Origin of the sequence: Mannheimia varigena, assembly GCF_013377235.1 — a bacterium.
Taxonomy (GTDB): domain Bacteria; phylum Pseudomonadota; class Gammaproteobacteria; order Enterobacterales; family Pasteurellaceae; genus Mannheimia; species Mannheimia varigena.
In genome coordinates, this window is sequence record NZ_CP016226.1 from 157,247 (window position 1) to 170,720 (window position 13,474).

At 39.7% G+C, this 13,474-nt stretch carries 11 protein-coding genes; all 11 read left to right on the top strand.

Annotated elements, in window-relative coordinates:
* The first annotated feature begins 77 nt into the window (after nucleotides 1–77).
* The 11 genes from A6B40_RS00705 (at nucleotide 78) to aceE (ending at nucleotide 13,444) form a co-directional block, all read left to right on the top strand.
* Complete coding sequence (locus A6B40_RS00705) at nucleotides 78–1,010, top strand: ABC transporter permease (RefSeq protein ID WP_025217109.1); 933 nt, start codon at nucleotides 78–80, stop codon at nucleotides 1,008–1,010.
* A 1-nt stretch (nucleotide 1,011) separates the two neighbouring features.
* Nucleotides 1,012–1,809, top strand: coding sequence for an ABC transporter ATP-binding protein (locus tag A6B40_RS00710; protein ID WP_176671264.1), 798 nt, complete (start codon nucleotides 1,012–1,014; stop codon nucleotides 1,807–1,809).
* 70 nt (nucleotides 1,810–1,879) lie between these two features.
* A complete protein-coding gene (locus tag A6B40_RS00715) occupies nucleotides 1,880–3,802 on the top strand; it encodes an ATP-dependent DNA helicase (RefSeq protein WP_176671265.1) in 1,923 nt (640 codons plus the stop codon).
* A 77-nt stretch (nucleotides 3,803–3,879) separates the two neighbouring features.
* The gene (locus A6B40_RS00720; RefSeq protein ID WP_176671266.1) at nucleotides 3,880–4,245 is read left to right on the top strand and encodes a CidA/LrgA family protein; all 366 of its coding nucleotides are present in this window, start codon (nucleotides 3,880–3,882) and stop codon (nucleotides 4,243–4,245) included.
* On the top strand, nucleotides 4,246–4,932 hold the full coding sequence (locus A6B40_RS00725) for an LrgB family protein (protein ID WP_025236149.1): 687 nt from the start codon (nucleotides 4,246–4,248) through the stop codon (nucleotides 4,930–4,932).
* A gap of 93 nt (nucleotides 4,933–5,025) precedes the next feature.
* Nucleotides 5,026–6,789: a lipid A ABC transporter ATP-binding protein/permease MsbA gene (gene msbA / locus A6B40_RS00730; protein ID WP_176671267.1), complete on the top strand. Its 1,764-nt coding sequence runs from the start codon at nucleotides 5,026–5,028 to the stop codon at nucleotides 6,787–6,789.
* Nucleotides 6,790–6,882: 93 nt separating this feature from the next.
* Complete coding sequence (gene lolB, locus A6B40_RS00735; protein ID WP_176671268.1) at nucleotides 6,883–7,515, top strand: lipoprotein insertase outer membrane protein LolB; 633 nt, start codon at nucleotides 6,883–6,885, stop codon at nucleotides 7,513–7,515.
* Nucleotides 7,512–8,366 carry a 4-(cytidine 5'-diphospho)-2-C-methyl-D-erythritol kinase gene (gene ispE / locus A6B40_RS00740; RefSeq protein WP_176672296.1) on the top strand — a complete coding sequence of 285 codons (855 nt, stop codon included), beginning with the start codon at nucleotides 7,512–7,514 and terminating at the stop codon, nucleotides 8,364–8,366. The genes lolB and ispE overlap by 4 nt, the downstream gene beginning before the upstream one ends.
* A gap of 15 nt (nucleotides 8,367–8,381) precedes the next feature.
* Nucleotides 8,382–9,332, top strand: a complete 951-nt coding sequence (locus A6B40_RS00745) for a ribose-phosphate pyrophosphokinase (protein WP_176671269.1) — start codon at nucleotides 8,382–8,384, stop codon at nucleotides 9,330–9,332.
* A gap of 65 nt (nucleotides 9,333–9,397) precedes the next feature.
* Nucleotides 9,398–10,411 (top strand): quinone-dependent dihydroorotate dehydrogenase, encoded by a 1,014-nt coding sequence (gene pyrD, locus A6B40_RS00750; RefSeq protein ID WP_176671270.1) that lies wholly within the window; start codon nucleotides 9,398–9,400, stop codon nucleotides 10,409–10,411.
* 375 nt (nucleotides 10,412–10,786) lie between these two features.
* Nucleotides 10,787–13,444, top strand: coding sequence for a pyruvate dehydrogenase (acetyl-transferring), homodimeric type (gene aceE, locus A6B40_RS00755; RefSeq protein WP_176671271.1), 2,658 nt, complete (start codon nucleotides 10,787–10,789; stop codon nucleotides 13,442–13,444).
* The last annotated feature ends 30 nt before the right edge of the window (nucleotides 13,445–13,474 follow it).

Below are 13,474 nucleotides of genomic sequence, written 5' to 3' on the forward strand. Positions count from 1 at the left end.
ATAGCGTAAAATGCCCCTTAATTTTGTACTACTATAGTAGTGCATTTCTCAATCAACTAATCATAATAACAGTACAGATGGACGCTATTATTCATTTTTTAAGTGCCTTTTTAACGAATATTACTTGGATTGGTGCGTTAGAACTCGGTTTAATCTACGCTCTTGTCGCACTAGGTGTATTAATTTCCTACAAAATTTTAGATTTCCCTGATTTAACCGCAGACGGCAGTTTTCCACTTGGTGGAGCAGTTTGTGTGATTAGCATTTTAAATCAAGTTGATCCTTGGTTAGCAACGCTATACGGCACTTTAGCGGGAGCGGTAGCTGGTATGATTACGGCAAGCTTGCATATCGGTTTTAAAATCGAGAAATTGCTTGCCAGCATCTTGATGATGATCGCTCTCTATTCCATTAATTTACGTATTATGGGAATGCCGAATATTGCGATTCTAGGCGAAACAACTATTTATGATGTAATGCCAATTGAAAGCGATCTGCAATTAGCTTTAGTTAGACTGGTGATGGCATTGCTGGTAGTCGTGATCGTGAAATGCTTATTTGACCTGTTTTTTGCAACCGAAACAGGGTTAGCTATTCGAGCAACAGGCACAAACAGCCGAATGGCGAAAGCTCAAGGCATTGCGGTTAATAAAATGACGATTTTAGGTATGGCGATTTCTAATGCATTAATTGCGTTGGGCGGTGCGTTATATGTGCAAAGCAACGGCGGTGTGGATATTTCTATCGGCGTGGGAACAATTGTGATCGGCTTGGCTGCCGTGATTATAGGTGAGGCTATTTTTTCGGTAAAACGGATTATTTGGCTCACTTTTGCCGTGATTATTGGTTCGGTACTTTACCGTTTCTTTATCGCTCTTGCGTTAAATAACGATACTTTAAACGGCATTGGCTTTGGTCCGCAAGATCTTAACTTAATTACGGCATTATTAGTTGTGATTGTGTTGGCTGTACCAAGAATTAAGCAAAAATTGGCAGGGAAGAGAGGTTAAGATGATCGAATTAAATAACTTATTCATTACCTTCAATAAAGGCACGGCTATTGAAAACCCAGTATTAAGAGGCTTATCGCTTAAAGTAGAACAAGGCGAATTTGTGTCTGTGATTGGCAGTAACGGTGCAGGCAAATCGACAATGCTTAATGCGATTAGTGGTGATTGTTTCGTTGATAGTGGCGAGATTATTATCCAGGGTAACAAAGTCAATAACACCACAACGTGGCAGAGAGCAAATCAAGTTGCTCGAGTATTCCAAGATCCAATGGCGGGCACTTGTGAAAGTTTAACCATTGAAGAAAATATGGCATTGGCGTATCAGCGTGGTGGTAAGCGTGGTTTAGGTTTTGCGATTAAACGCCAAATGAGAGAGATATTCAGAGACAAACTTTCGCTGCTTGGTTTAGGTTTGGAAAATCGTCTCACCGACCAAATGGGAAGATTATCAGGCGGACAACGCCAAGCGGTTAGCCTTTTAATGGCATCGCTTCAGCCTTCTAATATTTTATTACTCGATGAACACACTGCAGCTCTTGACCCTAAAACCACTGATTTTGTGATGGAACTAACGAATAAAATTGTTCGAGAGCAAAAATTAACTACGCTAATGGTAACGCACTCAATGCGACAAGCGTTAGATTACGGCGATAGAACTGTAATGCTTCATCAAGGGCAAGTGGCTTTTGATGTTTCGGGAGAACAGCGTAAGCAAATGGACGTGTCAGATTTGCTACGACTGTTCCAAAAAAATCGCCACGAACAACTTAGCGATGATGGGCTATTGTTAGGAAATTAAATAAATTACTATTCTACAAGCGGTTGTTTTTGTAAAATATTTTGCAAATTCAACCGCTTACTTATTTTCAATGACAAAATACGACGATAAAATTCTCCACGCCTTTAGCGATGATGGTTTGCTTAGCCAGAATATTAATGGCTTTCGCCCACGCAAAGCTCAGCTTGAAATGGCACAAGCGGTCGGAAAAGCGGTAAAATTTGCAACACCTGTGGTAGTAGAAGCGGGAACAGGAACGGGCAAAACCTTTGCTTATTTAGTGCCTGCACTGCTTTCAGGTAAGAAAACCATTGTTTCTACTGGCTCAAAAAATCTCCAAGATCAGCTGTTTAACCGAGATCTTCCCACCATTCAAAAAGCTCTTAAATACAAAGGCAAGATTGCTTTACTTAAAGGCAGAGCAAACTATCTCTGCTTAGAGAGATTAGATCAAGTTACCGCAATGGGCGTATTGGGCGATAAATCTGTGTTGGCGGATTTGAAAAAAGTCAGTAAATGGCAAAATTCCACCAAAACAGGTGATTTAAGCGAATGTATTACCATTGCTGAAGATAGCCCAATTCTGCCGCAGCTAGTGAGTACCACCGAAAGTTGTCTGGGTTCAGATTGTCCGCATTTTAAAGATTGTTATGTTGTGCAGGCTCGCCGCAAAGCGATGGAAGCGGATGTGGTTGTGGTTAATCATCACCTCTTTTGTGCTGATATGGCGGTGAAAGAAACCGGTTTTGGCGAGCTGATCCCCGAAGCAGAATTGGTGATCTTCGATGAAGCCCACCAACTGCCGGACATTGCCAGCCAATATTTCGGGCAATCGCTCTCTTCTCGCCAGCTTTTTGATATTTGTAAAGACACCAACATTGTTTATCGCACGGAATTAAAAGATGCCGCACAACTCGGTAAAGCGGCGGATCATCTCACCAAAGTGGTGCAAGATTTCCGTTTATTAATGGGCGGAGAAGGGCAAATTCGAGGGAATTTGCGTGATCTGTTTCGGGATAAAAAAGTGGTTGATGGCTTGGTAAAAGTAGCTGAAAACATTGATTTTTTAAGTGAGGTGGTGAAAAAATCACTCGGTCGTTCGGAAACCTTAGACAAAATTTTTGAGCGATTGGCGGAAGTGAAAGTTCGTCTTAAAAAATTGATGGACACAACAGTAACAGGCTATTGCTATTGGTATGAAGCAAATGGGCGATCTTTTGGTTTACACATCACGCCATTGACGGTAGCGGATAAGTTTGGCGAGCAATTGAAAAATCAGCAAATTGGTTGGGTGTTTACTTCAGCAACCCTCGAAGTAGGCGGCACATTTGAGCATTTCTGCCAACGATTAGGCATCGAAAATGCAGAACAGTTAGTGTTGCAAAGTCCATTTGATTACCACAATCAATCGCTGCTTTGCGTGCCTCGCTATTTACCGGATACCAATAAATCCCACACCCTCACGGCGTTGGGGCAGCTATTAAAACCTGTGATTGAAGCCAACAAAGGACGTTGTTTCTTACTCTGCACTTCTTATTATATGATGCGTGGCTTGGCGGATTTCTTGCGAGAACATAGTTCGCTGAATGTGCTACTGCAAGGCGAAACCAGCAAAAGCCGTTTATTAGAAAAGTTTGTAAAAGAAGATAATGCCGTGCTGGTGGCAACCCAAAGTTTCTGGGAGGGTATTGACGTGAGAGGTGATGATCTTTCCCTTGTGATTATTGATAAATTGCCGTTCACTTCGCCTGATGAGCCTTTACTCAAAGCCCGAATGGAAGATTGTAAATTACAAGGGGGCGATCCTTTCAATGATATCCAAATTCCAGAGGCGGTGATTACACTCAAACAAGGTGTGGGGCGTTTAATTCGTGATGTTACAGATAGAGGGGTGATAATCATCTGTGATTCTCGTCTTGTGATGCGTAATTACGGGCAAACCTTCTTGAAAAGTTTACCTCCTTCTAAGCGAACAAGAGATTTAAACTCGGTTATCCAATTTTTAAAAGCGTAATATAATGTGCAAGCGGTCGAATTCTTACAAAATTTTGCAAATTATGGATAAAAAAGTACCGCTTGTTCGGAGGTTATATGTTATCAAAAGTGTTTAAGATTTTAGCATCGTTAGCATTGCTATTTGTAATGCTATATTTAGGCAAGCTCATTGCCTTTCTTTTCCCCATAGGCATTCCGGACAGTATTTTAGGTATGCTAATTTTATTTGGTTGTTTGGTAATAGGGATTGTTAAGGTAGAATGGGTTATGCTAAGTGCTAGACCACTAACTCGCTATATGACTTTATTTTTCTTGCCGATTTGTGCTGAATTAATTGAACATTTGGATTTGTTTAGTGAAAATTTTAACACTTTTGTCTTATCTACTGCATTAAGTACCTTAGTTTCTATTGTGATTATCGGATTATTTGCTCAATGGCTGTTTCATCGAGGTAGAAACTAAATGATTTATCTCTATTCTATTTTGACATTGGTGATTTTTATCGTTGGGATAAAAATCAGTCAAAAACTTGCTATCAATCTGCTCAATCCATTCTTAATTGCCCTGACATTAATTATTGGCGTTATTGTCATTTTTAATATTCCTTATCACGACTATTACAAAGGCAATGCCCCTTTGAATAATTTACTGGGTGTTTCAGTAGTTGCACTTGCTTGCCCGTTTTATGAACAGTTACCTCAGATCCGTAAAAAATGGCGGCAAATTATGGTTGTTCTACTGTTTAGTACGCTTGTTACGATGCTGACCGGTGTTGGATTTGCCCTTCTGTTTGGTGCGAGTCAAGATATTTTGGCTGCGGTGTTACCTAAATCAGTTTCAATGCCAATGGCGATCATCATCACTAATGAAATTGATGGTAATGTGGGTATTGCTGCGGTTGGGGTGATGATCGCAGGCTTAGTGGGTTCTATTTTAGGTTTTATGTTGTTACGTTTTATCAAAGTACGAAATATTATGGCAATAGGATTAAGTATGGGGGCAGCCTCACACGCATTAGGCACAGGTCGGTGCTTAGAACATAGTATGAAAGCAGGGAGTTATAGTTCTATCGCATTAGTTGCTTGTGGGGTACTATCTTCTATTTTAGCCCCTCTAGTATTTAAAATGGCGGTAATGTTTTTCTACTAAGATAGATTATATATTAGGCAGAATAGCGTTTAATTTGGTTAGTCTCTGAAATCAAGGTACAATAGCCCGATTTTTCAATAAAAAGAAAGAATTATGCAAGAACAAGTTAATTTAGAAAAAGATCTTTCCACGTTTAAAACCTTTAAACGTTTATGGCCGACAATTAGCCCTTTTAGAGCAGGCTTGATCGCAGGTGCTATTGCTTTAGTGCTAAATGCCTTAGTAGACTCGGGGTTAATTTATTTGCTTAAACCACTTTTAGATGAAGGTTTTGGGCAGGCAAATCACGGTTTTCTTAAATTAATGGCAATCCTTGTTGTGGTATTTATTTTAGTTCGGGGAATTACCAATTATATTGCCAGTTACTGTTTAGCGTGGGTTTCGGGTAAAGTGGTAATGAACTTACGCCGTCAAATTTTCCAACATCTAATGTATATGCCCGTGAGTTATTTTGATAATAATCCGACCGGACGTTTGCTTTCACGTGTAACGTACGATACCGAAATGGTGGCAAGTTCAGCTTCTCATTCGTTAGTTACCATTGTGCGTGAAGGGGCGTACTTGATCTCTCTATTTGTAGTGATGATCTATACCAGTTGGCAACTCTCAATTGTGCTATTTATTATGGCTCCGATTATCGGTGTGCTAATTGGTTTTGTTTCCAAATATTTCCGTAAATTAAGCCGTAACATTCAAAACTCAATGGGCGAGCTGACAATCACCACCGAACAAATGTTAAAAGGGCATAAAGAGGTACTTTCCTTTGGTGGGCATAAAGTAGAGAAAGATCGCTTTGAACGTGTGAGTAATGATATGCGTCGTAAGGGAATGAAAGTGGTTTCTGCTGATGGTATTTCTGATGGTGTGGTACAGCTTATTGCGTCTTTTGCATTATCTGCCGTACTTTATGTAGCGACTTTCCCTGAGGTAATGAGTGAAAATCTTACTGCGGGTTCGTTTACCGTAGTATTTTCGTCAATGATGGCGATGCTTCGTCCGCTTAAATCTTTAACTAACGTGAACTCGCAATTCCAACGTGGTATGGCTGCTTGCCAAACATTATTTGAGTTTTTAGATTTAAAAACTGAGAAAGATAACGGCTCTGTTCGAGTGGAAAAAGCGGAAGGTAATGTTGAATTTAAAAATGTTAGTTTTACTTATGTGGGTAAAGATGAAAAAGCATTAAACAACATTTCGTTTGAGATTCCTAAAGGCAAAACTGTAGCATTGGTGGGGCGTTCTGGTTCGGGTAAATCAACCATCGCCAATTTGCTCACCCGTTTTTATGATATTGATGACGGAGAAATTTTGTTAGATGGCATTAATATTCAAGATTACACCTTGAAAAACCTGCGTGAACAATGCTCTGTAGTTTCACAGCAAGTTCACTTATTTAATGATACGATTGCCAATAATATTGCTTATGCAGCAACCGATAAATACTGCAGAGAAGAAATCATTGCTGCGGCAAAAGCGGCTCACGCAATGGAATTTATTGAGAAACTGGATAATGGTTTAGACACCGTAATCGGTGAAAACGGAGCAAGCCTATCGGGTGGACAACGTCAACGCTTAGCAATTGCTCGTGCTTTACTTAGAAATTCGCCTGTACTTGTACTTGATGAGGCTACGTCTGCTCTTGATACTGAATCCGAAAGAGCCATTCAGTCGGCACTAGAAGTATTGCAAAAAGAGCGTACCGTGCTTGTCATTGCTCATCGCTTATCAACCATTGAAAAAGCTGATGAAATTTTGGTGGTCGATCACGGAAATATCATTGAGCGAGGAAATCATATAGAACTACTTGCCCAAAATGGGGCTTATAAGCAGCTTCATAGCCTACAATTTGGGGCATAACAAGCGGTTGATTTTGACTAAAGATTTGCAAAATCATTCCAATAGTATTTGTGGAGCGAAACATTTTTCGCCCTATAGCATATAGAGAATATTATGAAAAAACTGACAACACTTTTATCCCTTACTGCCTTGCTAGTTTTAACTGGCTGTAACTCAGTATTAAATGCACCTACCGAGGTGCAAAAACCAACGGTGGAAATTCCACATAACGATCCGCAATGGCAGCAACATTTAGCTCAATTAGCCAAAATTCAGGGCTATAAAGCGACAGGTCAATTTGGCTATATTTCACCGGAAGAGCGTTTTTCTTCTCATTTTAACTGGCAATATAATACGCCAACACATTTTGGTTTAGAGCTTTCTTCTAACCTTTCGACGAAATCTCTCAAATTAGAGCGTAATAAGAGAGGCTTAACGGTTTCAGATAGTGAAGGAAATACCCGTTCAGATCGTGATATTGATGCGTTAATGCAAGAGATTATCGGTGTGTCATTCCCTATAGACCAATTTGCTTATTGGGTAAAAGGTCAGCCTGAAAAAGAGGGCAATTACATTGTGAATGAAAAACGCCAGCTTTCGCAGTTTAGTTATCCGTTGAATGGCACGGTGTGGAAAGCGAGCTATGTAGAATACCACGAAGATCGTGTGCCGAATTTGCCGAAATTAATTGTGCTTGAAAACGGCACGCAGACATTAAAAATCCGTATTGAAAGATGGACTTATTGATGGAAAAAGTGATTTTACCCAGTCCGGCGAAATTGAACCTGTTTTTGTATATCACCAATAAACGGGCAGATGGCTATCACGAGTTGCAAACGCTATTTCAATTTTTGGATTTTGGCGATGAAATTGAGATTGAAATTACCGATAGCCCTGAAATTGAGCTAATAAATCAAGTTGAGAGTGTGGCGGTTGAAGATAACTTAATTTATCGAGCGGCAAAACTTTTGCAAAAAACGACCGCTTGCAGCAAAGGGGCGAAAATTGGCGTTACTAAAAATTTGCCGATGGGCGGCGGTGTAGGTGGTGGTTCTTCCAATGCGGCAACGGTGCTGGTGGGTTTAAATCATTTGTGGCAAACGGATCTTTCATTGGAAGTATTAGCCGAATTAGGGTTAAGCTTAGGGGCGGATGTGCCGATCTTTGTCAGAGGTATTGCCGCTTTTGCCGAAGGGGTTGGGGAAGTTTTAACGCCTTGTGAGCCAGAAGAAAAATGGTATGTGGTATTAAAGCCTGAAGTTTCAATTTCAACAGCAGTGGTTTTTAACGATCCAAACTTACCTAGAAACACGCCAAAACGTACTTTATCAGAATTATTATCTTCAAAGTGGGCAAACGATTGCGAAAAAGTTGTGCGAGAAAGGTATTCTGCGGTTGAAGATCTTATGCAAGAATTGTTACAATATGCACCGTTTAGGCTAACAGGCACAGGTGCTTGTATTTTTGCCGAATTTGATACAAAAGCAGAGGCCGAGCAGGTTTTTGCACATAAGCCAAAAGAGACATTTGGCTTTGTGGCGAAAGGGCAAAACATTTCGCCATTACATCAAGAATTATTCCCAACTAACCACCAATAACCAAAGGATCACTCCATGACAGATATTAAACTGTTTGCGGGCAACGCAACGCCGGAACTTGCTAATCGTATTGCAAAACATCTTTATACCTCATTAGGTAATGCAACTGTTGGTCGTTTTAGTGATGGTGAAATTCAAGTGCAAATCAATGAAAATGTGCGTGGAGGCGATATTTTCATTGTGCAATCAACTTGTGCACCAACCAATGATAATCTTATGGAATTGATTGTTATGGTGGATGCTTTACGTCGTGCTTCCGCTGGTCGTATTACAGCCGTTATCCCATACTTTGGCTATGCTCGCCAAGATAGACGTGTACGTTCAGCTCGTGTACCTATTACTGCTAAAGTAGTTGCTGATTTCCTTTCAAGCGTGGGGGTTGATAGAGTATTAACTTGTGATTTACACGCAGAACAAATTCAAGGTTTCTTTGATGTACCGGTAGACAATGTATTCGGCTCACCAGTGTTGATTGAAGATATTTTGAAAAAATCAGATTTAGTTAATCCAATCGTGGTATCGCCAGATATCGGCGGAGTGGTGCGTGCAAGAGCGGTTGCAAAATTGTTGAATGATACGGATATGGCTATTATTGACAAACGTCGTCCGAAAGCAAACGTATCTCAAGTTATGCACATTATTGGTGATGTAGCTGAGCGTGATTGTATCTTAGTGGATGATATGATCGATACTGGTGGCACATTAGCTAAAGCAGCTGAGGCCTTAAAAGAACGTGGAGCTCGTTGTGTATTTGCTTATGCAACGCATGCAGTATTCTCTGGTTCTGCGGCTCAAAACTTAGCAAATCCGGCATTAGATGAAATTGTAGTAACAGATACCATTCCATTAACAAATGAAATCAAAGCACTTAATAAAGTACGTGTTTTAACATTATCGGGAATGTTGGCAGAAGCTATTCGCCGTATCAGCAATGAAGAATCTATTTCAGCTATGTTTGATGCATAATATTTAATATAAAAACCCAATCGAAAGATTGGGTTTTTTGCATTTGTATTTATAAGATAATGTCTATGTATTCCTTAATCCGTAAATTTCTCTTTTCTCTTGATGCTGAAAAAGCACATCAATTTTCTATCCAAAGTTTATCAATTATTGGTAAGTTGCCTTTTCCACTGCTATCTATCCCAAATAATCCAACTGAAGTTATGGGGCTAAAATTTAAAAATCCGATAGGATTAGCTGCTGGTGCAGATAAAAATGGTGAGGCAATAGACGGCTTTGGTAAGTTAGGATTTGGTTTTATTGAGGTTGGAACTGTGACACCAGTTGCCCAAGATGGAAATTCTAGGCCTCGTCAATTCAGAGTATTAGAAGCAGAGGGAATTATTAACCGAAATGGCTTTAACAACCACGGTGTGGATGTATTAGTCGAAAACGTTAAAAAGTCAAAATATGCTGGTATTTTAGGCATCAATATCGGTAAAAATGCAATGACACCCATTGAGAATAGCTTAGATGACTACTTAATTTGTTTACGCAAAGTGTATGAATATGCGGATTATATAACGGTGAATATTTCATCTCCAAATACAAAAAATCTTCGTTCTTTGCAATATGGTGAAGCTTTAGATGATTTGCTGATGAATCTAAAAAATGAGCAAGCACAACTTTCGCAAAAATTTGGAAAATATCGACCGCTTGTGCTGAAAATTGCTCCTGATCTTATGGAAGAAGAAATTGCTTCAGTGGCAGATAGCTTAATTCGTCATAGTATAGATGGAGTAATTGCGGGGAATACAACTTTATCAAGAGAGAGTATTGTAGGATTGCCTTATGCGGAACAGCAAGGAGGTTTAAGTGGTAAACCCTTACATCATTTAAGTACAAGATTAATTTATACCTTGGCGAAAGAATTAAATGAGCGAGTACCTATTATTGGTAGTGGTGGTATTCATTCACTCGAAAGTGGGCAAGAAAAAATTGATGCTGGTGCAAGCTTGTTGCAAGTATATTCGGCTTTGATTTATCAAGGCCCTTCACTTATTCAAACGTTAGCTCAGCATATAAAATTGAAAAGGTTTTAATAGGAAGGCAAATTTTTTGCTGTATTTAATTATAAAAGAAGCATTTTTGTCTTATTTAGCTATACATAATAAGTGGCTATTTATGTGTTTACCAAAAATAGACAAAATCGACTATTTTTGATATCTTGCATTGCAATTTTATCTACAAAATTTAAACAAATTTTATAAAAATTTTTAAAATTCGTTTAAAATCAAGTAGATAATGAGTTTTTTATTATGATTTTTAGTCTTTCTTTTACTAGGGAAAGATGTCGGAATTATTGGTTTAAATGGAATTTTTTCGATAAAAATGGTCTAAAAATCATCAATCAAGCAAAGTTTGTTAAAATTTTGTAATTTATTACTTCAATCATTAATTTAATAAGGAAGAATACTATGTCAGAGAACTTGAGAAATGACGTAGATCCAATCGAAACTCAAGATTGGCTAGCATCACTCGATTCGTTAATTCGTGAAGAAGGTTTAGAACGTGCTCAATTTATTGTTGAGCAAGTAATTAGCCAAGCTCGTGCCGGTGGTGTTGCATTGCCAACAGGTGTGACCACTGATTATGTGAATACTATCCCTGTTTCAGAACAGCCAGCTTATCCGGGTGATCATAAAATCGAACGTCGTATTCGTTCTGCGGTACGTTGGAATGCTATTGCATCTGTTTTACGTAGCCAGAAAAAAGATCTTGACTTAGGTGGTCATATTTCCACATTCCAATCTGCAGCAACCATGTATGAAGTGTGCTTCAACCACTTCTTTAAAGCACCAACTGAAAAAAATGGCGGTGATTTAGTTTTCTTCCAAGGTCATGCTGCGCCGGGTATGTATGGTCGTGCTTTCTTAGAAGGTCGTATTACCGAAGAGCAAATGGATAACTTCCGTCAAGAAGCATTCGTTGATGGTTTATCTTCTTACCCACACCCGAAATTAATGCCTGAATTTTGGCAGTTCTCAACCGTATCTATGGGTTTAGGTCCGGTTAATGCTATTTACCAAGCTCGTTTCTTAAAATATTTAGAGCATCGTGGTTTAAAAGATACTGCTGATCAAAAAGTGTATGCTTTCTTAGGCGATGGCGAGATGGATGAAATCGAATCTAAAGGTGCATTAGCCTTTGCCGGTCGCGAGAAATTAAATAACTTAATCTTCACCGTTAGCTGTAACCTACAACGCTTAGACGGCCCGGTAAACGGTAACGGTAAAATCGTTCAAGAATTAGAAGGCGTATTTACCGGTGCCGGTTGGGAAGTTATCAAAGTATTATGGGGCAGCGAGTGGGATAAATTATTCGCGAAAGATACTTCAGGTAAATTAGCACAATTAATGATGGAAGTACTTGATGGTGACTACTTAACCTTCAAATCGAAAAACGGTGCTTACGTTCGTGAACACTTTTTCGGTCGTTACCCTGAAACAGCTGCATTAGTGGCAGATATGACAGATGATGAAATCTGGGCATTACGCCGTGGTGCGCATGACTCTGAAAAACTTTACGCTGCTTATGCGAAAGCGCAAAAATCAGACAAGCCGGTTGTGATCTTAGCTCAACAAGTTAAAGGCTACCGTATTCCTGAAGCGGAAAGTAAAAACACTGCTCACCAATCGAAAAAAATGTCATTAGAGAGCTTAAAAGGCTTCCGTGACTACTTCGAATTACCATTAACAGACGAACAAGTTGAAAACTTAGAATACATCAAATTTGCGGAAGGTTCAGAAGAATACAACTACTTACACGCTAAACGTAAAGATTTAAACGGTTATGTACCAGTGCGTAAACCGAAATTTACGGTTGAGTTCAAAGTACCTGAGTTATCTGAATTCCAAGCGTTATTAGATGAGCAACCACGTGGTATTTCAACTACGATGGCATTCTCTCGTGTATTAAATACTTTATTAAAAGACAAAAATATCGGTAAGCAAATTGTGCCAATCATTGCGGACGAAGCGCGTACCTTCGGTATGGAAGGTTTATTCCGTCAAATCGGTATTTACAATCCATTCGGTCAAAACTATGTACCATCAGACCGTGATTTAGTTGCTTACTATCGTGAAGCGAAAGACGGACAAGTATTACAAGAAGGTATCAACGAATTAGGTGCAACCGCATCTTGGGTAGCTGCAGCGACTTCTTACTCGGTAAGCAACCTGCCGATGATCCCATTCTTCATCTATTACTCAATGTTTGGCTTCCAACGTGTGGGTGATATGATGTGGTTAGCAGGTGACCAATTAGCTCGTGGTTTTATGATCGGTGGTACATCAGGTCGTACAACCTTAAATGGTGAAGGTTTACAGCACGAAGATGGTCATAGCCATATCCAAGCAGGTGTAATTCCGAACTGTGTAACTTATGACCCGGCATTTGCATTTGAAGTAGCAGTAATCGTTCAAGATGGTATCCGCCGTATGTATGGTGAAGCTCAAGAAGATGTCTTCTACTACATCACAACATTAAACGAAATTACAGACCAACCGGCAATGCCTGCAGGTGCTGAAGAAGGTATTCGCAAAGGTTTATATAAATTTGAAACCGTTGAGGGTAAAGGTAAAGGTCACGTTCAATTATTAAGCTCAGGTGCAATTATGCGTCACGTTCGTTTAGCGGCTCAAATCCTTGCAAACGACTATGGTGTGACCGCTGATGTATTCTCAGCGCCATCATTCAACGAATTAGGCCGTGACGGTGCAGATGCTGCTCGTTGGAACTTATTACACCCAACAGAAGAACAACGTGTTCCTTATGTTGCACAAGTGTTGAAAGATTTACCAACCGTTGCATCAACCGACTATATGAAACTTTACGCAGAGCAAATCCGTGCTTATGTACCAAGCAAACACTACCACGTGTTAGGTACAGATGGTTTCGGTCGTTCAGACAGCCGTGCAAACTTACGTGAACACTTCGAAGTGGATGAGCGTTATGTTGTAGTTGCAGCCTTAACGCAATTAGCGAAAGCCGGCACGATTGAAATGTCAGTGGTTGCGGATGCAATTAAGAAATTCGGCTTGAATGTGGATCGTATCAATCCTCTTTACGCATAATCAAACATTTCCACGCAAAATTAAGTAGGG

Coding starts and splice junctions, on each gene's coding strand:
- A6B40_RS00705 (WP_025217109.1), top strand. CDS start 78: ATGGACGCTATTATTCATTTTTTAAGTGCCTTTTTAACGAATATTACT.
- A6B40_RS00710 (WP_176671264.1), top strand. CDS start 1,012: ATGATCGAATTAAATAACTTATTCATTACCTTCAATAAAGGCACGGCT.
- A6B40_RS00715 (WP_176671265.1), top strand. CDS start 1,880: ATGACAAAATACGACGATAAAATTCTCCACGCCTTTAGCGATGATGGT.
- A6B40_RS00720 (WP_176671266.1), top strand. CDS start 3,880: ATGTTATCAAAAGTGTTTAAGATTTTAGCATCGTTAGCATTGCTATTT.
- A6B40_RS00725 (WP_025236149.1), top strand. CDS start 4,246: ATGATTTATCTCTATTCTATTTTGACATTGGTGATTTTTATCGTTGGG.
- msbA (WP_176671267.1), top strand. CDS start 5,026: ATGCAAGAACAAGTTAATTTAGAAAAAGATCTTTCCACGTTTAAAACC.
- lolB (WP_176671268.1), top strand. CDS start 6,883: ATGAAAAAACTGACAACACTTTTATCCCTTACTGCCTTGCTAGTTTTA.
- A6B40_RS00745 (WP_176671269.1), top strand. CDS start 8,382: ATGACAGATATTAAACTGTTTGCGGGCAACGCAACGCCGGAACTTGCT.
- pyrD (WP_176671270.1), top strand. CDS start 9,398: ATGTATTCCTTAATCCGTAAATTTCTCTTTTCTCTTGATGCTGAAAAA.
- aceE (WP_176671271.1), top strand. CDS start 10,787: ATGTCAGAGAACTTGAGAAATGACGTAGATCCAATCGAAACTCAAGAT.